Genomic DNA, 20,342 nt, shown 5'->3' with positions numbered 1-20,342 from the left:
GCCGCCGGGGGGAACGTTAGACGCTAGCCGGAGCGGCGGAAGTGCAGAAACAATTCACACGACCGTTTCATCACTCGATCGAGTGAAGTGGGGTGTTCGCGCTTGCCAGTTGGCCGTCCGGGACCCGGGCGGACATGAACCGGGTGGTGCGGCGCAGCCGGAAGCCCAGGGCCTCGTAGAGGCGGATGGCGCCGGTGTTGCGCGCGCCGGTGTGCAGGAAGGGCCGCTCGCCGCGCTCCCCGGCGGCCGCCGCGACCGCCAGGATCAGCCGGGTGCCCAGGCCCTGGCCGCGGAAGGCGTCGTCGGTGCAGACCGCGCTGATCTCCGTCCAGCCGGGCGGACGCAGCCGCTCGCCCGCCATCGCCACCAGGGCGCCGTTCCTGCGCACGCCCAGATAGGTGCCCAGCTCGATGGTGCGCGGCAGGAACGGACCCGGCCGGGTCCGCTCCACCAGGTCCATCATCTCGGGCACGTCGGCGGCGGTCAGCGTGACCGCTTCGGGGAACGGCATCCCGGCCACCCCGTCGTCCACGAGCTGCACACCCTCGGCGTCGAACGTCAGCTCCCAGCCCCGGGGCGGCAGATGGCTCGTCCCGAGCAGCGGCACCTCGCCGTCCGGACCGGCGAGCGCGGCGACATCGGCCCAGTCCTCGGGCCCGGGATCGTCCGGGAGCGCCAGCCACGGCGTCACCTCGGGCGGATACCGCAGCACCCGTCCCCGCCGCTCGGCGAAGTGGGCGTGCGGTCCGGTGAGGGAGGAGCGGGCGGGGTTGTCGAGGGGATGCGGTGCGCTCACGCCGTCACCCCGACCACGGCCGCCCCGCGGGACGCGGTGCGGCGCGGTGCGCCGCCCGGCTTCCGGCCGACCGCGTCCACGCCGGCCGCCCGGGCCCCGGCCAGTACCCGGCCGGGGTCCGGGCGCCGCCGGTCCCGCTCGATGAACGCCTCCGCCCCGGGGCCGCCGGGGCGGGTGGACGCGTACGCCTTGGACATCTGCTGACTCCTCGATCTCTCAGCAGCTCCAAGGCCGCTCCCGGTGCCGCTATTCCCGGGAGCCGCGCGCGGTTCCCGTCGCCGGCGCGGGGAGCGCGGGCACCACTAGCAGGACGGCACGTCACCGCCGGCCCGTACGTAGGCCGCGCTCGCCCAGCCGTGGGCGTGGCTCAGCCAGTACCAGGTGGAGGTCCCCTCGACGGTCGAGCCGTGGGTCCTGCACTCGATGCGGTCCTTGCTGCCCGGGCTGAGGGCGACGACGACGCCGGCCTTCAGGCTCGGGTTGTCGCGGACGTTCAACTCGATGCGCGAGGTGACCGTGCCCCAGACGCGGCCGCCGTCGTGGTGGTCCCCGTGGTGGTCGCCGTGGTGGTCGTCACCGTGGTCGTCCCAGCGCCATCCGCCGCCGCGGTCCTCACGGATCCAGCCGCTGATGCGGGTGTCCCACGACCAGCCGTTGCCCTGCCCGCGGTCGTGGCCGTCGCCCGGGTCATGGGCCGGGGCCGCCGCCGCGGCGGCGGCGAAGCCGCCCATGGCGAGACCGCAGGACAGCAGGGTCGCGGCGGCCGCTCGACGTATCCGTCCGGTGTGCATACCGGCTCCTTTCGTCGCTCCCGCCCCTCGTGACCAACTCTTCCATGACACACCCCGGTCGCCAGGGACGCGATAGGGGCAGGTGGGAGCCCTGAAAGGCCGCTGCGACCCGCATTTTCGGGTCAACGTTCAACCTTTGCGCGTACGTAGGAGACCGTACGGGACCGTTGTCCGGGGCACCGTTCTCAGAGGCCCGACAGACGCGCCGCCTCGCGGAACACGTCGACCAGCATGGGAAGGGTGAGCCGTCCGGTGGAGGTGTTGCGTTGGCTCGGGTGGTAGCAGCCGAGCAGCCGCAGCGGCGACCGCCCCTCCTCGGCGGCCTCCAGCACCACCTGGACGCCGTGCCCGAACCGGGGCCGGGGGCGCGGCACTTGCCAGCCCGCCGCGTCCAGCACCGGCAGCAGCGCCTGCCAGCCGAACGCGCCGAGCACCACGACCGTACGCAGCCCCGGGCCCAGCAGCTCCAGTTCGGCCGCCAGCCAGGGGCGGCAGTTGTCGCGCTCCTGGGGCGTCGGCTTGTTGTCCGGCGGCGCGCAGTGCACGGGCGCGGCCAGCCGTACACCGCGCAGTTCGAGGCCGTCCCCGGCGTGGGTGGCCTCGGCCCGGGAGGCCAGGCCCACCTCGTGCAGCGCGGCGAAGAGGTAGTCGCCGGAGGCGTCGCCCGTGAACATCCGGCCGGTCCGGTTGCCGCCGTGCGCGGCCGGGGCGAGCCCCACGACGGCGATCGCCGCGTCGGGCGGCCCGAAGCCGGGCACCGGCCGCCCCCAGTACTCCCACTCCCGGAACGCCGCCCGCCGGGTCGCGGCGACCTCCTCGCGCCAGGCGACCAGCCGGGGACAGGCCCGGCAGCGGATCACCTGGGCGTCCAGCGCGTCGAGACTGCGGCTGCGCGGTGCCCGGTACGCGGGGAACGCCGGATCGTCCGGTCCCACCGCCGCCGCCCTCGCCCCACCCGGCCCCGTCGTCCCGCGCGTCTTGTCCATGACTCCACGCTAGGGGACCCGGCCACCAGCCGCCGATCCGCCGGGCGGCGACCCGCGTCCGCCGGACGAAGGAGCCACAACCGGCCGACTTTTTCGCCCGCGGTGAACTCCCGTACGCGCGGGGGCACGGGCCCGGATTCCGTTTGCGCTGGCGGACGCCCGTAGACGTCCGCGGCCCCCGCCCCGGGGTCCCCGGGCACGGGCGCAGATGCCGTTGGCAGGTACCGGGGGCCTCCTGCGCCCGGCCCCGGCGCGCACTACTGTGAAGGTCCGGCTGCAGGGGAGTGTGGTTGGGACGTGGACGGTTCGTGGAAGATCCTCGTGGTGGACGACCGTGAGGACAACCTCTTCGCCATGGAGAGTGTGCTGCGTCCCGTGGGTCGCCCGATAGTGTGCGCCCGCAGCGGGGACGAGGCACTGAAGACCGTGCTGCGCGGCGGCATAGCGGTGATCCTGCTCGATGTGCTGATGCCGCGGATGGACGGCCTCGAAGTCGTCGAGTACCTCAAACGCCTGGACCACACCCGGAGCCTGCCGGTCATCCTGGTCACCGGTATCGGCCGCGACGACGACCTCGCGGCCCGCGCCTACCACCTCGGGGTCGCGGACTTCCTGGTCAAGCCGGTGGAGCCGTGGGCGGTGCGCTCCAAGGTCCGTGTCCTGGCCGACCTGTACGTGGAGAACCAGCTGCTGCGGCGCCGCCTCGACACGCTGGGCGCACCGGCGCCACCGCTGCCGACCGTGCCGCCGCAGCACCGGCCGCCGTGGCGGGCGGTGCGGCTGCGGGGCGACGGCATCAAAGGCGTGACGGACGACAGGTGTTGACGTCGGCCGCCCGTCGCCCACTGGCTGCCGCCCGCTGCTCGTCGCCCGCCACCGCCCGCTGCCCGCCGTCGCCCGGTGGCCGGGCGGCAGGCTGCCGCCCGACCGGAGCCCGTCTCCGAAAGGCGTCAGCCGGACGCCTGTTGGAGCCGGTGCAGCGACGCCACCAGCTGGTCCACCTCCTCCGGCGTGTTGTAGAGCGCCAACGAGGCACGGGCCGCCGACTCCAGCCCGTAGTGGGCGAGCGCCGGCTGGGCACAGTGGTGGCCCGCGCGGATCGCGATGCCCTCACGGTCCAGCCACTCGGCGACGTCCGCCGGATCGTGGCCCGCCAGCGTGAACGTCAGCACCGCGATCCGCTCGGACGCGGCGCCCACCGGCTCCAGACCGGGCACGGTGGCCATGGCCTGCTGGGCGTGGGCCATCAGCCCCTCCTCGTACGCCGTGACGGCGTCGCGGTCGAAGGATCCGAGCCAGTCCAGCGCGGCCAGCAGCCCCATCACCCCGCCGATGTTCCCGGTGCCCGCCTCCATGCGGTGCGGGACGGGGGCGAAGGTGGTGAGGCCGAAGTCCACCGAGTCGATCATGTTGCCGCCGCCCTGCCACGGCCGCATGTCCGCCAGTACCTCCGGTTTGGCGTAGAGGGCGCCGATACCGGTCGGGGCGAACAGCTTGTGACCGGAGAAGGCGTAGAAGTCCGCGTCCAGCTCCGTCACGTCGACCGGGAAATGGGCCACCGCCTGGGCCCCGTCCACCAGCACCTTCGCGTCGTACCGATGGGCGAGCGCGGTCATCTCGCGCACCGGCGGGACGGTCCCCAGGACGTTGGAGGCGTGGCTGAGCGCCACCAGCCGGGTCCGCGAGGAGAGCAGGTCCTCGTAGGCGAATTGGTCGATCTCCCCCTCGGGCGTCAGCGGGACCGGCACCACCCGGGCCCGTGTCTCCTTGGCGACCATCTGCCAGGGGACGATGTTGGAGTGGTGTTCCAGGACCGGTACGAGGATGTCGTCGCCGGGCCCGAGGTTGTCGCGGCCCCAGCTCTGCGCGACCAGGTTGACCGCCTCCGTGGTGCCGCGCACGAACACGATGCTCTCGGGGTCCGGCGCCCCCAGGAACCGGGCGACCGCCGCCCGCCCCGCCTCGTACGCCTCGGTGGCCTCGCGGGCCATGGTGTGGGCGCCGCGGTGGATGTTGGAGTTGGCGGCGCCGTAGTAGGCGGCGAGCGCCTCGATGACCTGGCGGGGCTTCTGCGTCGTCGCCCCGTTGTCCAGCCAGACCAGGGGGTGGCCGTTGACCGTGCGGTGCAGGACGGGGATGTCCTGGCGGGCGGTCTCGGCGGCGTAGGCACCGCGCGGCCGGGGCGGGGTGGGCGGCTGCCGGGGCAGCGCCGACAGGCCCGGGTCCGGCACGTCCGGCAGATGCCGGGTGAGGTCAGGAATAGTCATGGTAGTTGGACACCTCGACGTTTCGGAGCACGGCGATGGCGTCCTCCACCAGCACGGCCGTGTTGAAGTAGGCGGTCATCAGGTACGAGGTGATGCCCTTCTGATCGGTGCCCATGTTCCGCATGCCCAGCCCCGGTTCGATCTCGTCCTGGACGTGGGAGGGGCGCAGCCCGACCACGCCCTGCTCCGCCTCGCCCATCCGCATCAGCAGGATCTCGGTCGTCCCGGAACCGGTCCCGCCGTGGAAGCGCACCTTGTCGGAGGGGAGCAGGGGCACCCCGCGCCAGGTGAGCAGCGGGCTGCCGAACCGGGTGTCGGTGACCGGCGGCACGCCCCGCCGGGTGCACTCACGGCCGAACGCGGCGATCGCCCGCGGGTGCGCCAGGAAGTACCCCGGCTGCTTCCACACCTTGGCGAGCAGCTCGTCGAGGTCGTCCGGAGTGGGCGAGCCGGTGCGGGACTGGACGCGCTGGCCCGCCGGGACGTTGTGGAAGAGCCCGAACTCCGGGTGGTTGAGCAGCGCCGCCTCCTGCCGCTCGCGCAGCGCCTGGACGGTGAGGTTGGACTGCGCCCGGGTCTGGTCGATGGGCCCGTTGTAGAGGTCCGCGACGCGGGTGTGGACGCGCAGCACGGTCTGCGCGAGCGTCATGTGGTACTCGCGCGGCGAGTCCTCGTAGTCGACGTACGTGCCCGGCAGATCGGGCTCGCCCACATGGCCCGAGGACAGGTCCACCGGCACCTCGGCGCCCGGCACCAGATGGTTCCCGGCGCAGTAGTCGTCCAGCGCGGACCGGACCCCCGCGTCCCGGTCGGTCAGGGCCGCGAGCGCGCCGCGCTCCGCGACCAGCGCCACGCCGGGGGTGAGCGCCTGCACGCGGTACGGCATCGGCTCCGACCGGGTCCAGCTGCCGAGGTCGAAGAACTGGCCGTCGCCGATGACCTCCAGGAGCGCCTCCTCCCCGTACCGGCCCGTCATCCGCTTCTCGGCGCGGCCGCGCACGATCACCCACAGCCGGTCGGCCGGGTCGCCGCTCTGCACCAGGACCTGGCCGGCCTCGAAGGAGACCTCGGTGAACGCACCGGCCAGCTCGGTCAGCAGTGCCTCGTCGGCGTCGCGTAAGTACGCCACCTCGCGCAGATCGCCGGGGACGACCCGGTGGGCGCCGTCGTCGTCCGCGTAGGTGGTGATCCGGTCGTCGCCCAGGACGAAGGTGCGGCGGCGGTTGACGCGGTAGACCCCGGACTCGACGTCCACCCAGGGCAGCGCGCGCAGCAGATAGCGCGGGGTGATGCCGCGCATCTGCGGCACGGTCTTGGTGGCGGTCGCGAGTTGCCGTGCCGCGTCGGTGCTGAGGGCCATCCGGTCGTCGACCACGGGAGCCTCCTCGAAGACAGGTGCGGCGACGGCCGGGAGGGGCCGCCGCACGGGAACGGGCACCGATCGTCCGCTCGCCGCGGGCGGGCCGACAAGGCGTCACGCGAGGGCGCGAAGAGCGCCCCGGCCGGAAACGGTTCACCTGGTCAACGAATGGCGGAAAAGGAAGAGCGGATTCCCCCGGGGGGTTTCCTGGTGGCTCCGGCCGGGGGCGAAACGGAGGGCCTTTTCCGGATTCGTTGAAATATAGTCAACTCCCTCGGAAAAGGCGGGATATGACCCGATGGAGACGCTTTGAGCTCCTGAAAGCCCCCCTTATCCCGGCCGGATGCGCCAGCGGCTCCATCGGGAACCGGACAGGTGAGAGGAGTGAAGAGGGGGACCGGTGCTCGGCCGTGGGGCGGGAGCGGTACTGTGCGCGCACCGCCAATGGGGCGGTACGGAACAGTGGAGGATTCTGTGACCGTAAACAGAGGAACGGGGCGTCGTCGTGGAGCGCTGATAGGGGCAGCCGCCGCGGGGCTCCTCGGCGTCGGCCTGAGCGCGCTGCCCGCACAGGCGCACACCCCCGTCTGGAAGGTGACCTGCTCGGCCGTGACGGTCGATCTGACCAGCTACTCCCGCTCGGCCACCAACACGGTGACCATCAAGACCTCGGACGGCAAGGACCTGCTCCCGACCGAGGAGTTCAAGGGCGCGTTCCACAAGGACCTCAAGCTCCCCGCCCACGACAAGGAGCTCACCCTCCGGCTCATCGTGAAGGCGGGCGACGGCGACCAGTACTCGCGCGACGAGACGAAGACGTCTCCCGTCTGCGACACGGTGCCCCCGACCAAACCCACCCCGTCGGGCAAGCCGTCCAAGCCGTCGAAGCCGACCCCGACCCCGTCGGCCGAGCCCAGCAAGCCGGGCAAGCCCGCACCGGCGCCGAGCACGTCCGCGCCGGCGGCTCCCGCGCCGCAGCCGAGCCCCAACCTCGCCGAGACCGGCTCGTCGAGCTCGACCCCGCTCGTCGCCGGCATGGGCGGCGCCGTGCTCGTCGCGGGCGGCGGGATCGTCTGGGCCGCGCGCCGCCGGCGCCCGGCCCGGCACTGACCCGCTCACCCCGTGGCGACTGCGCCGGTGACCCCCGGGGCCACCGGCGCAGTCGCGCGTCACATCTCACTCCCGTGCGGCATCAGCGGCGTCAGGGATACGAGACCACCGTCGACGGCGTCGTCGAGGTGCCCGAGGTCGGCGCCCCGGTGCTGTTGACGACGTGCGCGTACTGCCCCTGCCCGCCGAGGGAGACCACCAGCAGGTCGTGCAGCCGCACGCCCGGCCGGTCCGGCACCTCGAAGCCGTGGTCCTGGACGATCGTCGGATCCACGTTGTAGTAGCAGTAGCTGCCCAGTCCCCAGCCCTCGTGGGTGGTGACGGAATCGGCCACCTTGTACGCGGCGAACCCGCGCACGCCGCCGTTCTGCACGGCGGCCTGGTTGGGCGCGTCGTACGACTTCTCGTTCTGGAAGAAGACCGTCCGGCCGCGCTCGCCGTTCCACCGCACGTCGTACTTGTTGAAGTGCTCGACGAACAGGCCGGTGGCCAGCACGTCGTTGCCGTTGACCGTCAGGCCGTAGTCGGCCCGGTTGGTGTCCCAGCCGACGCCGGTGCCATGGTCGGCGCGCCACAGCCAGGTGTGGTCCACGATGGTGTGGTTGCTGTTGATCTCCATGCTGGAGGTCGCCCGGCCCGCGCCGGCCCCGCCGATCCGCACGAACACGTCCTGCACGGTCGTCGGGTCGGCCGCGTGGTTCGCGCTCGCCCCGGGCGGCCCGACCTGGAGCAGGACCGGGGAGTTGACCGGACCCGCGTCGATGAGGAACCCGGCCAGCCGCACACCGTCGACGTCGGCGACCCGCAGCGCGGTGACACCGTTGTCCGGCACGATCGTGGCCAGCCCCAGACCGAGGACCACCGTGTCGGGCCGGGTCACCTCGATGGGCCGGTCGACGTGGTAGATCCCGGGCGTGAAGAGCAGGTTGAGGCCCTGGGCGAGCGCCTGGTTGATCGTCGCCGCGCTCGCGCCGGGCTTCACCACGTAGAACCGGTCGAGCGGGAGCGAACTGCCCGGTGTGCTGCCCGACGCCCAGGAGACGTCGCGCGCGTCGGTGCGCTTCGCCGGGACGAACACCTTGTAGTCGTTGCCGTCGAGGTAGAGGAACGGCTTCTCACGGGAGACCGGAGTGGTGTCGAGCGTGGTGTACGGCGGGTTGGGGAAGCTCTGCGCGGGCGCGCCCCGGACCCCGGAGAAGGTCATGTTCCACACCCCGTTGGTCCAGCCGCCCACCGAGCTGTCCCGGGTGTACCACTGCTGCTGGGAGTACGGCCCGACCGTGCCGTCGATCCTGCTGTCCGCGATGTAGCCACCGCTGGCCCAGCCGTAGCCGTTGGGCGCCAGGTTGAGGCCGCCCTTGACGTGCATCCGCCGGAAGGGCGCCGCCTGGGCGACCGCCCAGCGGTCGGTGCCGCTGACGGGGCTGAGCGCCAGGTTCTCGGCGGAGCGCCAGAAGTTCTGGGTGGCGTTGCCGTTGAACCAGCCCGCGTCCACGGTCACGTCCCCATTGATGGTCGTGTCGTCGGGGTTGCGCCCGAGACCCGCGATCGAGGTGTAGAAACCGAGGTTGGCGTTGAGGCCGTTGTACGTTCCGGGCTTGAACAGAAGGGCGTAGCGGCCGGTGCCGAACTGCGCCGACTCCTGCTGGCGGAACACCTGGTCGAGCTTCCCCTGGATGTCGGGGGTGGAGGGGTCGAAGACCAGCACGTTGGGCCCGAGGTCCCCGCCGCCGGGCAGGGTGCCCCCGCCGGTGCCGAACACCTGGAACTCCCAGAGGGAGTACCCGTATCCGGTGGCGCGGGCCGTCCCGTACACCCGTACGTAGCGGGCGGTGCCGGAGACCGGCAGGGTCTCGGTGCCGCCGGTGCCGTTGGCCGTGGAGTACGCCGTGGTCCAGGTGGTGCCGTCGGTGGAGAGCTCGACGCGGTACGCCTTGGCGTACGCCGCCTCCCACTTCAGGACCACCGTGCCGAGCGCGGCCGGGGCGCCGAGGTCGACCTGGATCCACTGCGGATCAAAGAACGCGCTCGACCAGCGCGTTCCCGCGTCCCCGTCGACGGCCGCGGCGGCCGGCGTGGAGCCGTTCTCCTGGCTGGAGGCGGTGACGGGCCGGCCCTGGGAGAGCGGTGGCGGGTCGGCGTGGGCGGCGGGCGCGGGGACGAACAGGAGCAGCGCGGCCACCAGGGCGGCGGCCACGGCGGCGGCGAGCCGGCGGGGCGGCGCGCCGGGTCCGGGGGACACCGGCGAACCGGCGGGGGGAGCGTGCATCGAGCCTCGATCCAGGTCGTGGGGGTGAACAAGGGGATACGGGAGAGCGCTCTCCGGTTGCCCCCAGATGGTTCTCCGGCGATGCGGACACGTCAAGAGTTGTACGCAGAACGGTTGTTGGGAGCTTTCACAGGGTTGCGTGGGGGGTTGCCCGAGCGTTCACCCACGGGGTCGCCCACAGGTCCGTTCACGGTTTCGTGCGTCGGGTTCTCCGCCCGTGCCCGTGGAGCGCTCTCCCCGTACAGTTCCGTCATGAGCGGAGATCTGCGGGAGTACGCCGGGGCGCCCACCCTGGAGGACGTGGCGCGGGTCGCCGGGGTGTCGCGGGCGACGGTGTCCCGTGTCGTCAACGGCGTCCGCAACGTCGACCCCGGCATCCAGGAGGCCGTGCGCAGGGCGGTCGCCGCCACCGGGTACGCGCCCAACCGCGCCGCCCGCTCGCTCGTCACCCGGCGGGCCGGGACGATCGCCCTGGTGGTGTCGGGTGTGGACGGCGGGGCCGACGCGCACGACGGGCCGGACGCGTTCGCCGCCCGGGTCTTCGCCGACCCGTTCTTCGGCCGGGTGGTCGCCGGGGTCGTCGGCTTCCTGCGGCCGCGCTCCACGCACCCGGTGCTGATGTTCGCCGAGACGCCCGCCGACCGGGAGCAGATCGTGGGGTATCTGCGCCAGGGCAGCGCCGACGGCGCCCTGGTCGTGTCGGCGCACGGCGAGGACCCGCTGCCCGCGCTGATCGCCGCCGCGGGGCTGCCCGCCGTGCTCTTCGCGCGCCCGGCCCGGCCGGTGCCGCTCACCTACGTAGACCTCGATCACGTGGACGGGGGCCGGCTGGCCGCCGAGCATCTGCTGGCCCGGGGCTGCCGGCGGGTCGCCACGATCACGGGGCCGCTGGACGTACCGGCGGGCCAGGACCGGCTGACCGGGTTCCGGGACGCGATGGCGCTGCGGGGCCAGCCGTACGTACCGATCGTCGAGGGGCTGTTCACCCAGCGCAGCGGCGAGGAGGCGATGGCGCGGCTGCTGGCCGAACACCCGGACCTGGACGGGGTGTTCGTGGGCAACGACGTGATGGCGCGGGGCGCCTGCCAGGTGCTGGGGGAGCACGGCAGGAGGATCCCCCACGACGTGGCCGTGGTCGGCTTCGACGACAGCGCGGCGGCGACCTCCGGGCGGCTCGGCCTCACCACCGTGCGCCAGCCGGTGGAGGACATGGCGGCGGAGATGGCGAGGCTGCTCCAGGAGCACATCGACACCCCCGGGCGCCCGGTGACCTCCGTCGTCTTCGCGCCGGAGCTGGTGGTGCGGGAGTCCGCCTGAGCGGCTGTGCGAAGCCGGTCTCCGAGGGCCCCGGCCGATGCGGGGTCAGCGTACGGCACGCTCCTCGACCGAGGCCCGCCAGCCGGGCTGCGGGGAGAGGGCCGGCGCCTCCTCGCCCGGCGCGCGGTGGCCGCCGCGCGCGAAGAAGTCGGCCAGGGGCAGGGTGGCGGCCCCCACGGTGACCGCGTCCGGACCGAGCCGCCCCAGCTCGATGGTGACGCGCTCGGCGGGGTGGCGCAGGGCGTACGCGGTGGCGTGCGCGCGCACCGACTCCAGGATGTACGGGCCGAGCTGGAGGCCCGCCCAGCCGCCGACGAGGATGCGCTCGGGGTTGTAGAGGTTGATGAGGTCGGAGAGCCCGGCGCCGAGGTACTCGGCGGTCTCGTCCAGGACCGCCCGCGCCACGGGGTCGGGGGAGTGGCGGGCGCCGTTCGCGGGCTCCCCGCCGGGGTTCGCGTCCGTCCCGGCGCCCTCCGGGTAGGCCGCCGCCACCAGCGCCGACACCGCGGCCTCCTCCTCGATGCCGTCCGGCAGGGCGGCGCCCGCCTCGCGCCAGCGGGCGACCAGCGCCTCCGCGCCCGCGTACGCCTCCAGGCACCCCGGAGCCCCGCACCGGCAGCGCCTTCCCCGGACGTGGACGGTGGTGTGGCCCCACTCGGCGGCGCTGCTGTGCGCGCCTCCGTAGATCTGCCCGTCGGAGACGATGCACGCGCCCACGCCCGAGCCGAACAGCACGATCACCGCGTCCCTCGCGCCGCGTCCGCCGCCGAACCACATCTCGGCCTGGCCGAGCGTCTTGGCGCCGTTCTCCACGAAGAGCCGGAAACCGGCCGGGAGTTCGTCCGCGAGCGCGGTACGCAGCAAGGCCTCCAGTGGGACCGCGTCCCAGCCGACGGTCTGCCCGTGCACCACCGCTCCTTCGGCGCCGCTGCGGTCGACGATGCCCGGGACTCCGACGCCGATGCCGAGCAGCCGCTCCGGCGCGAGGGCCGCTTCCCGCAGCACGGCGGCCACCCCGTCGCGGATGAGCCCGACGATGTGGTCCACGTCGTAGCCGCCCGGCGCCAAGGTCAGCTCCGCGCGCGCCAGTTCGCTCATCACCAGGTCGAAGAGCTCGATGCGGACCCGGGTCTCGCCGACGTCGACGCCGATGAGGTGGCCGCTGTCGGGGGTGACGCGGAGCAGGGTGCGCGGGCGGCCGCCGTCGGAGTCGACGACGCCCGCGTCCTCCAGGAGCCCCTCGGCTGCGAGCTCGGTGACCACGTTGCTGATGGAGCCTGAACTCAACCCCGTGGCGGGGCCGAGTGCTTGACGGCTCGTGGGGCCGTCGAAATACAACCGTTGCAATACCGCGGTCCGGTTGTCGCGCCGCAGGTCACGGACGGTTCGTCTGTTCGGCATGGCCATATGGCTCCCTCCCTGCGTGCAACATACCGTCGCGCGGGGCCTTGACGCGACCTTCTCTCGGGTCTTAACTCACGTCCTAAATTAAGGCGTGAGTCCGTTCAGGACCTGAACCCGGCCACCTCTGGAACCCCGGAAAGGGGCGATCCCGTCATGCGCAGACTCCGAGCCGCGGCTGCCTTCGCGACCGTCACCGCTCTCGCCGCCACCGCGAGTGGATGCGGTGGCGGTTCCGCCACGGGAGGGGGCGGCAACGACTCCCCGAAGTCCCTGACGTACTGGGCGTCCAACCAGGGGCCGAACATCGAGGCCGACAAGAAGCTCCTGACCGCCGAGCTGAAGAAGTTCGAGCAGCAGAGCGGGATCAAGGTCAAGCTGGAGGTCGTCCCCTGGTCCGACCTGCTCAACCGCATCCTCGCCGCCACCACCTCCGGCCAGGGCCCCGATGTGCTCAACATCGGCAACACCTGGTCCGCCTCCCTCCAGGCCACCGGCGCCCTCCTGCCGTGGGACCGGGCCGCGTTCGACGCGATCGGAGGCCGGGCCCGGTTCGCGGACTCCGCGGTCGCCGCGGCCGGGGCCCCGGGCAAGGACCCGGCGGCCGTCCCGCTGTACTCGCTGTCGTACGCGCTCTACTACAACAAGAAGATGTTCGCCGACGCGGGCATAGCCAAGCCGCCCGCGACCTGGGACGAACTCGTCGCGGACGGCAAGCGGCTCTCCAGGAACGGCACCTGGGGCCTGGGCGCCGAGGGCGCCAACCTCGCCAACAACATCCACCAGGTGTTCGTCCTGGGCAAGCAGCACGGCGCCGACTTCTTCGACGCGGCCGGCAGGCCCACCTTCACCTCGGACGGCGCGGTCGCCGCGGTCAAGCAGTACGTCGACTTCATGGCCAAGGACAGGATCGTCGCGCCGGGCAACGCGGAGTACGCCCAGAACCAGTCGCTGCGCGACTTCTCCACCGGCAGGACCGCCATGGTGCTGTGGCAGGCCGCCGCCTCCACCTTCGCCGCCCAGGGCATGAAGCCCGAGGAGTGGGGCGTGGCGCCGGTGCCGGTCCCGGCCGGGACCCCGGACAGCGCCAGGAACATCAACTCGATGGTCGCGGGCATCAACATCTCGGTCTTCAAGAACACCCGCAACCGCGACGGCGCCCTGAAGTTCGTGAAGTTCATGACCAGCGACGAGGAACAGAGGATCCTCAACAAGACGTACGGCTCGATCCCGCCGGTCAAGGCCGCCCAGCAGGACCCCGCCTTCGGCGCCCCCGACACCTCGGTCCTCAAGGACACCCTGCTCAAGAGCGCCGCCCCGCTGCCGCAGGTCCCCGAGGAGTCCCAGTTCGAGACGGCCGTGGGCACCGCCGTCAAGGGCCTGTGGGCCGACGCGGCGGCCGGCCGCGCCGTCACCACCGAGTCCGTGAAGGCGGCCCTGGCCAAGGCCCAGCAGCAGATGCCGAAGTGAGCGCCCCCGTGACCCCGCCCACCCCCGCGCCCCTCGCCGTCGACACGCGGGCGCGGCCGGAGCGCGGCGAACGGCCGGCGCCCTCCCGGGGCCGCCGCGGCTCCCGCGCCCCCGGCCGCGTCCGCCGGGCGAGCCTGCCGTATCTGCTGCTGCTCCCGGCCCTCGCCCTCGAACTCCTCGTCCATCTGGTACCGATGGTCATCGGCGCGGTGATGAGCTTCAAGACGCTCACCCAGTTCTACATCCGCGACTGGTCCACCGCGCCCTGGACCGGATTCGACAACTACCGGATCTCGGTCGACTTCTCCGCGCCCGTCGGCCGGGACCTGCTCGACTCCTTCGTCACCACCTGCCTGTTCACGGTGGCCTCGGTGGCGCTGTGCTGGCTGCTCGGCACGGCCGCCGCCGTCTTCACGCAGGACGGCTTCCGCGGCCGGGGCCTGCTGCGCGCGCTCTTCCTCGTCCCGTACGCGCTGCCGGTCTACGCGGCCGTCATCACCTGGGCGTTCATGTTCCAACGGGACAACGGGCTGGTCAACCACGTCCTGTACGACCAGCTCGGACTCGGCGGCGAGCGCTCCTTCTGGCTGATCGGCGACAACAGCTTCGTCGCCCTGCTGACCGTCTCGGTCTGGAAGGGCTGGCCGTTCGCCTTCCTCATCGTCACGGCCGGACTCCAGAACATCCCACGGGAGCTGTACGAGGCCGCCGCCATCGACGGCGCCGGGACGTGGCAGCGGATCCGCCGCATCACCCTGCCCTCGCTGCGCCCCGTCAACCAGGTCCTCGTCCTGGTGCTGTTCCTGTGGACGTTCAACGACTTCAACACGCCGTACGTGCTGTTCGGGCGCTCGGCGCCGAAGGCCGCCGACCTCATCTCCATCCACATCTACCAGTCCTCGTTCGTCACCTGGAACTTCGGCACCGGCGCCGCCATGTCGGTCCTGCTGCTGCTCTTCCTGCTCGTGGTGACGGCCCTCTACCTCCTGCTGACCTCCCGGGGAAGGAAGACCGCAGATGGCCGGCGCTAGCCCCACCGCCCCGCCCCGCTCCTTCGTCCTGGCCCGCCGGGTCTTCCTCACCCTGCTCACCGGCTTCGTGCTGCTGCCCGTCTACGTGATGGCCAGCAGCTCCCTCAAGCCGCTGAAGGACGTGTCGGGACGGTTCCGCTGGCTGCCCAGCGGACTCACCGTCCGCCCCTACCTCGACATCTGGAAGACCGTCCCGCTGGCGAAGTACTTCGTGAACTCCCTGATCGTGGCGGGCGCGGCGACCGTCCTGTCCGTGGCCGTCGCGGTCCTCGCGGCGTACGCGGTGAGCCGCTACCGCTTCCGCGGCAAGCGGGTGTTCACCGTGACCGTGCTGTCCACCCAGATGTTCCCCGGCATCCTCTTCCTGCTGCCGCTGTTCCTGATCTTCGTCAACGTCGGCAACACCACCGGCGTCGCCCTCTACGGCTCGCGCGGCGGACTGATCCTCACCTATCTCACCTTCTCCCTGCCCTTCTCCATCTGGATGCTCATCGGCTACCTCGACTCGGTCCCGCGCGACCTCGACGAGGCGGCGATGGTCGACGGCTGCGGGCCGTTGGGCGCGCTGCTGCGGGTGGTGGTCCCGGCGGCGGTCCCCGGCATCGTGGCGGTCGCGGTGTACGCGTTCATGACGGCGTGGGGCGAGGTCCTGTTCGCCTCCGTGATGACGAACGACACCACCCGGACCCTCGCCGTGGGCCTCCAGGGCTACGCCACCCAGAACGACGTGTACTGGAACCAGGTCATGGCCGCCTCGCTGGTCGTCAGCGTGCCGGTGGTCGCCGGGTTCCTGCTGCTCCAGCGCTATCTCGTGGCCGGGCTCACCGCCGGAGCCGTGAAGTGACGAACCGCCGACCCCACCTGACCGAAAGGCCCTTCGTGACCGAGCCCATCGACCTCGCCGCCCTCCCGGAGGACTTCGCCTGGGGCGTGGCCACCTCCGCGTACCAGATCGAGGGGGCGGTGGCCGAGGACGGCCGGGGCCCCTCGATCTGGGACACCTTCTCCCACACCCCCGGGAAGACCGACGGCGGCGACCACGGCGACACCGCCTGCGACCACTACCACCGGTGGCGGGAGGACATCGCGCTGATGAAGGAGCTCGGCGTCACCTCGTACCGCTTCTCGCTCGCCTGGCCGCGCATCCTCCCCGGCGGCGACGGACCGGTCAACCGGGCGGGGCTGGACTTCTACTCCCGCCTGGTCGACGCGCTCCTGGAGGCCGGGATCACCCCCAACGCCACGCTCTACCACTGGGACCTGCCCCAGGCACTCCAGGACCGCGGCGGCTGGCCCGCCCGGGAGACCGCCGAGCACTTCGCCGCGTACGCGTCCGTCGCGGCCCGTGAGCTCGGCGACCGCGTCCCGCTGTGGTCCACCCTCAACGAACCGCTGTGCTCGGCCTGGATCGGCCACCTCGAAGGGCGCATGGCACCGGGCCTGACCGACATCAAGGCCGCCGTCCACGCCTCCTACCACCTGCTGCTCGGCCACGGCCTGGCCACCCGGGCGCTGCGCGCCGCCGCCCCCGGCGCCCAGGTCGGCATCGTCAACAACCTCTCCACCGTCGAACCCGACTCCGCATCCGAGGCCGACCTCGCCGCGGCCCGCCGCATGGACGGCCACGTCAACCGCTGGTGGCTGGACCCGGTGCACGGCCGGGGCTTCCCCGCCGACATGAGGGAGGTGTACGGCGTCGACCTGCCCGAGCGCCCCGGCGACCTCGACACCATCGCCGAGCCGCTCGACTGGCTGGGCCTGAACTACTACTTCGGGGTGCGTGTCGCCGACGACCCGCACGGCCCCTTCCCCTTCGCCCGTCAGGTCCCGCGCCCGCGCCTGCCGCGCACCGGCATGGGCTGGGAGATCGACGCGAGCGGCATCGAGGCCCTGCTGATGCGGCTGACCGACGACTACGGGGCCCGCCGCCTGCACGTCACCGAGAACGGCTCGGCCTTCCCCGACGCGGTCCTGCCCGACGGCACCGTCCACGACCCCGAGCGCGTGCGGTACCTGCGCGAGCACCTGGCCGCGTGCGCCCGCGCCGCCCGCAGGGGCGCCCCGCTCGCCGGGTACTACGCCTGGTCGCTCCTGGACAACTTCGAGTGGGCGTACGGCTACGACAAGCGGTTCGGCCTGGTGCACGTCGACTACGCGACGCAGCAGCGCACCATCAAGGGCAGCGGACGCCACTACGCGCAGATCATCGCGGACCACCGGGGCCGCGCCCCGCGCGCCGCCTGACCCCGTCAGCTCCGCCCGGCCCCGTCCAGGTGCGCGGCCAGCCGGTCGAGGAAGACCCGCTGTCCCGCCACCAGCCGGGCGGACGCCTCCTCGGGCGCGAGCCAGGCGAACCGGTCCATCTCGGGGAACTCCCGCTGGACGCCCGAGCCCCGGGGCCACTCCATGGTGAAGGTCCCGGGCACGGCGCCCGCCGGGTCGAGGTCGCCCTCGACCGCCCAGACCGTCACCACCTTGCCGTTTGCCTGCCGCGCCTCTCCGAGCGGCACCGGGGTGCCCTCGGGGGCGGGCAGGCCCAGCTCCTCCGCGAACTCGCGCCGGGCCGCCGCCTGCGGCAGCTCCTCGGGGCCGTACTCGCCCTTGGGAATCGACCACGCGGCCTCGTCCCGGCCCGCCCAGAACGGGCCGCCCATGTGCCCGATCAGCACTTCGACGCCGCCCGGTCCGGTCCGGTACAGAAGGAGCCCCGCGCTGCGTTTCACGGCCATGGCCACCAGTGTGCTCGGCGGCCGGGCCCGCGGCGAGAGGGCGCGCCCTACGGCCGGCGGACGTACGGGGTGGTGGTGCTCAGCCGGGTGAAGCCCAGCCGGCGCAGGATCGGCTCGCTCCGGTCGGAGGCGTCGACCTGGAGGAAGCGGTAGCCGCGCTCGACGGCGACGCGGGCGCGGTGGGCGACCAGCGCCCGGTAGATGCCCCTGCCGCGCCACGCCTCGGCGGTGCCGCCGCCCCACAGCCCCGCGAACTTTGTCCCCGGGACCAGCTCCATCCGGGCCGCGCACACCGGCACCCCGTCCGCCACCGCCACCACCGCGACCAGCGTTTCGGGCGCCTCGGCGAGCTGGAGTTCCAGGCGCCGGGCGAGCCTGGAGGCATCCCCTCCGAACGCCTGCTCGTGCACCGCGCTCATCATCGCGACCCCGGCCGCGTCGGTCACCGGCACCAGCTCCACCCCCTCGGGCAGGGCCACGTCGTGGAGCTGGTCCGCGGCCTCGGCCACCATCAGGGCCTCGGCGGGCTCGGCCGTGAACCCGGCGGCGAGGAGGCGTCCACCGAGGTCGCCCGGGGTGTCATGGGAGTACAGCTTCCACTCGAACTCGCGGCCCAGCGAGGCGAAGTGCTCCACCTGCGCGGCGATCTCGCGCTCCGCGCACTCCTCGTCGAGGCCGGACCAGAGGATCCCGTTCCAGGCGGGATCCGGCCCCACGTGACGCACCACCCGGCCCACGCGTTCCACCTCGGCTCCGGGGCCCTCGGCCGGGGGGTTCTCGCGCATCTGCCGGTCGAACAGGGCCAGTACCGCTTCGTTGTCCATGCGCTCACTCCAACATCACCGCAGTCCGGTGGCAAACGACTTGTGGACCCTCGCGGAGGGAGCGGGTCCGTGTACAACTCCCGCGGTAGTGGCCCGCACCACGAACGGTTGACGCCACGCGTCTGACCTGTGCCTAGGCTGCGGTCATGCGGATCCGCCCCGGTGCCGCCGACGTGCTCGTCGCGCTGGCACAGACCTGTGTCGCCGTGCTGCTGGGACGCGAGGCCTCCAGCCAGGGGCAGCCCCCGCTCGACCTGGCCGGATACGGGCTCGCCATCGTCATCAACATGGCGTGCGCCTTCCGTTCCAAGGCGCCCATGGGGGTCTGCCTCTTCGTCATCGCCACCTGGACGCTCTACATCGCCCTGGGGAACTGGCCCGTCGTGGGCAGCTACGGCGGCATGATCGCCTGCTACACGGTGGCCGCCACCCGTCCCGCCCGGATCTCCGCGGGCTGCGCCGCGCTCCTCGGCGCCGTCTGGCTGTTCGCCGGGTTCCGCGTCGGCGGCGGCTCGCTGCCCTCCGTCGCCGTCCAGGCGATCGCCGTACCGGCCGTGATCCGGCGGTTCGGCCGGGTCGCGCGCCGCTCGTCCCGGCTCGCCGAACAGCTAGCCCGGGAGCAGGAGGCCCGGGCCAGACGCGAGGTCGCGGAGGAACGCGGCCGCATGGCCCGGGAGTTGCACGACATCATCGCCCACCACATGTCGGTGATCTCGGTCCAGTCGGGCCTGGCGCGGTTCGTCTTCACCTCCGACCCGGCCACCGCGCAGGGCGCGCTGGGCACCATCTCGGCCACCAGCCAGGAGGCGCTGGAGGAGCTGCGGCGCATGCTGCACGTGCTGCGCGCCGAGGACCTCGACGACGAGCCGTCGGCCCCGATGCCCGGTCTCGCGCGGCTGCCGGACATGGTGGAGCGGCTGCGGGCCGGGGGTCTGCCCGTCGAGCTGCGGGTGCGGGGGCCGGAGCGGACGCTCGCGCCCGGCGTCGACCTGTGCGCGTACCGGGTGGCGCAGGAAGCGCTGACGAACGTCCTGAAACACGCGCCGGGCGCCGCCACGACCGTGGAAGTCTCCTATGAACGGAACCATGTCGCCCTCGCCGTCGTGAACGACGGTACGGAAGCGGATCCGGCCGGAAACCGGTCGGGCGCGGGACACGGGTTGATCGGAATGCGGGAACGGGCCAAGCTCTACGGCGGCACGATCACCACCGGCCCGGGGCGCGAGGGGGGCTTCGAGGTCCGGCTGCTGCTGCCGACCTCGGCCCGGCCGACCGTCTGACCGGGGCCGTACGACACAGGGGGAAGACGCGACTCCATGACCAGGGCACTCGTGGTCGACGACCAGTTCCTCGTACGGGCCGGCCTGGTCGCGCTGCTGCGGGCGGCGGGCATCGACGTCGTCGGCGAGGCGTGCGACGGCGAGGAGGCGGTCGCCCAGGCGGCGCGGACGCGCCCGGACGTGATCCTGATGGACATCCGGATGCCGGGGACGAACGGCATCACCGCCACCGAGCGGATCCTCGCGGACGCCGAGGACCCGGCGCCGCGCATCCTGATCCTCACCACCTTCGACCTCGACGAGTACGTGTACTCCGCGCTGCGGGCCGGTGCCTCGGGGTTCCTGCTCAAGGACGCGGGACCGGAGCGGCTGCTCAACGCGGTCGCGGTGGTCGGCGGCGGCGACATGCTCTTCGCGCCGACCGTCACCCGGCGCCTGGTGGAGGCCTTCGCGCGGCCCGCCGAACGGGCCCCGCGGCTCTCGGCGGACCTGGCGGCGCTCACCGCCCGGGAGACCGAGGTCCTCACCCTCACCGCGCGCGGGCTGTCGAACCAGGAGATCTCCGGTCACCTCTTCATCAGCGAGGCGACGGTGAAAACCCATCTGAACCGGGCCATGAGCAAACTGGACCTGGCCAGCCGGGCGCAGGCGGTGGTGCTGGCGTACGAGTCGGGGCTCGTCACCCCGGGCGGCGGCGCCCGTTAGCCCGGG

At 72.8% G+C, this 20,342-nt stretch carries 19 protein-coding genes; 9 read left to right on the top strand and 10 right to left on the bottom strand.

The genetic code is table 11. The features are described from left to right. Positions 1-70: 70 nt before the first annotated feature. From ABZ404_RS01745 to ABZ404_RS01730, 4 genes are all read right to left on the bottom strand, one after another. Positions 71-796 (bottom strand): GNAT family N-acetyltransferase, encoded by a 726-nt coding sequence (locus tag ABZ404_RS01745; protein ID WP_358833602.1) that lies wholly within the window; start codon positions 794-796, stop codon positions 71-73. Then, positions 793-993 (bottom strand): hypothetical protein, encoded by a 201-nt coding sequence (locus tag ABZ404_RS01740; RefSeq protein WP_358990006.1) that lies wholly within the window; start codon positions 991-993, stop codon positions 793-795. Before ABZ404_RS01740 ends, ABZ404_RS01745 begins: the two co-directional genes overlap by 4 nt. Positions 994-1,098: 105 nt before the next feature. After that, positions 1,099-1,587: a hypothetical protein gene (locus ABZ404_RS01735; protein WP_358837120.1), complete on the bottom strand. Its 489-nt coding sequence runs from the start codon at positions 1,585-1,587 to the stop codon at positions 1,099-1,101. A 185-nt stretch (positions 1,588-1,772) separates the two neighbouring features. Further along, entirely contained in the window at positions 1,773-2,573 is an 801-nt protein-coding gene (locus ABZ404_RS01730; RefSeq protein WP_358837121.1) for a uracil-DNA glycosylase, read from the bottom strand. Between the two features lie 297 nt (positions 2,574-2,870). Between ABZ404_RS01730 and ABZ404_RS01725 the strand changes: the two genes are divergently transcribed. Then, complete coding sequence (locus ABZ404_RS01725; protein ID WP_358837122.1) at positions 2,871-3,398, top strand: response regulator; 528 nt, start codon at positions 2,871-2,873, stop codon at positions 3,396-3,398. A 125-nt stretch (positions 3,399-3,523) separates the two neighbouring features. Here ABZ404_RS01725 and ABZ404_RS01720 read toward each other — a convergent pair whose 3' ends face one another. Beyond that, positions 3,524-4,840 (bottom strand): cysteine desulfurase, encoded by a 1,317-nt coding sequence (locus ABZ404_RS01720; protein ID WP_358837123.1) that lies wholly within the window; start codon positions 4,838-4,840, stop codon positions 3,524-3,526. Further along, positions 4,827-6,200, bottom strand: a complete 1,374-nt coding sequence (locus ABZ404_RS01715; protein WP_358837125.1) for a family 2B encapsulin nanocompartment shell protein — start codon at positions 6,198-6,200, stop codon at positions 4,827-4,829. Before ABZ404_RS01715 ends, ABZ404_RS01720 begins: the two co-directional genes overlap by 14 nt. Before the next feature lie 474 nt (positions 6,201-6,674). Between ABZ404_RS01715 and ABZ404_RS01710 the strand changes: the two genes are divergently transcribed. Further along, complete coding sequence (locus ABZ404_RS01710; protein ID WP_358990003.1) at positions 6,675-7,310, top strand: LAETG motif-containing sortase-dependent surface protein; 636 nt, start codon at positions 6,675-6,677, stop codon at positions 7,308-7,310. Positions 7,311-7,401: 91 nt separating this feature from the next. On the opposite strand, the gene ABZ404_RS01705 is transcribed toward ABZ404_RS01710, so the two are convergent. Beyond that, the gene (locus ABZ404_RS01705; protein ID WP_358837065.1) at positions 7,402-9,579 is read right to left on the bottom strand and encodes a discoidin domain-containing protein; all 2,178 of its coding nucleotides are present in this window, start codon (positions 9,577-9,579) and stop codon (positions 7,402-7,404) included. Between the two features lie 252 nt (positions 9,580-9,831). On the opposite strand from ABZ404_RS01705, the gene ABZ404_RS01700 reads away from it, so the two are divergent. Further along, the gene (locus ABZ404_RS01700) at positions 9,832-10,896 is read left to right on the top strand and encodes a LacI family DNA-binding transcriptional regulator (RefSeq protein WP_358837066.1); all 1,065 of its coding nucleotides are present in this window, start codon (positions 9,832-9,834) and stop codon (positions 10,894-10,896) included. A 45-nt stretch (positions 10,897-10,941) separates the two neighbouring features. Here ABZ404_RS01700 and ABZ404_RS01695 read toward each other — a convergent pair whose 3' ends face one another. Then, entirely contained in the window at positions 10,942-12,303 is a 1,362-nt protein-coding gene (locus tag ABZ404_RS01695; protein WP_358837067.1) for an ROK family transcriptional regulator, read from the bottom strand. A gap of 150 nt (positions 12,304-12,453) precedes the next feature. Between ABZ404_RS01695 and ABZ404_RS01690 the strand changes: the two genes are divergently transcribed. From ABZ404_RS01690 to ABZ404_RS01675, 4 genes are read left to right on the top strand one after another with little or no spacing between them, the layout of a single operon-like run. Further along, a complete protein-coding gene (locus ABZ404_RS01690; protein WP_358837068.1) occupies positions 12,454-13,767 on the top strand; it encodes a sugar ABC transporter substrate-binding protein in 1,314 nt (437 codons plus the stop codon). 8 nt (positions 13,768-13,775) lie between these two features. Next, positions 13,776-14,798 (top strand): sugar ABC transporter permease, encoded by a 1,023-nt coding sequence (locus ABZ404_RS01685; protein ID WP_358990000.1) that lies wholly within the window; start codon positions 13,776-13,778, stop codon positions 14,796-14,798. Then, positions 14,785-15,642: a carbohydrate ABC transporter permease gene (locus ABZ404_RS01680; protein WP_358836444.1), complete on the top strand. Its 858-nt coding sequence runs from the start codon at positions 14,785-14,787 to the stop codon at positions 15,640-15,642. The genes ABZ404_RS01685 and ABZ404_RS01680 overlap by 14 nt, the downstream gene beginning before the upstream one ends. Before the next feature lie 35 nt (positions 15,643-15,677). Continuing rightward, positions 15,678-17,042 (top strand): GH1 family beta-glucosidase, encoded by a 1,365-nt coding sequence (locus tag ABZ404_RS01675; protein ID WP_358836443.1) that lies wholly within the window; start codon positions 15,678-15,680, stop codon positions 17,040-17,042. A 5-nt stretch (positions 17,043-17,047) separates the two neighbouring features. Here the strand turns inward: ABZ404_RS01675 and ABZ404_RS01670 are convergent, their stop codons facing one another. Beyond that, on the bottom strand, positions 17,048-17,527 hold the full coding sequence (locus ABZ404_RS01670) for an NUDIX domain-containing protein (RefSeq protein WP_358836442.1): 480 nt from the start codon (positions 17,525-17,527) through the stop codon (positions 17,048-17,050). 47 nt (positions 17,528-17,574) lie between these two features. Next, the gene (locus ABZ404_RS01665) at positions 17,575-18,351 is read right to left on the bottom strand and encodes a GNAT family N-acetyltransferase (RefSeq protein ID WP_358836441.1); all 777 of its coding nucleotides are present in this window, start codon (positions 18,349-18,351) and stop codon (positions 17,575-17,577) included. A 146-nt stretch (positions 18,352-18,497) separates the two neighbouring features. On the opposite strand from ABZ404_RS01665, the gene ABZ404_RS01660 reads away from it, so the two are divergent. Further along, a complete protein-coding gene (locus tag ABZ404_RS01660) occupies positions 18,498-19,631 on the top strand; it encodes a sensor histidine kinase (RefSeq protein ID WP_358836440.1) in 1,134 nt (377 codons plus the stop codon). Between the two features lie 36 nt (positions 19,632-19,667). Next, on the top strand, positions 19,668-20,336 hold the full coding sequence (locus ABZ404_RS01655; protein WP_358836439.1) for a response regulator transcription factor: 669 nt from the start codon (positions 19,668-19,670) through the stop codon (positions 20,334-20,336). Positions 20,337-20,342: the final 6 nt, after the last annotated feature.

The sequence above is a fragment of the Streptomyces sp. NPDC005878 genome, assembly GCF_040629815.1.
In the GTDB taxonomy this organism is placed as follows: Bacteria; Actinomycetota; Actinomycetes; order Streptomycetales; family Streptomycetaceae; genus Streptomyces.
This window is presented reverse-complemented; position numbering and strand designations above follow the sequence as displayed.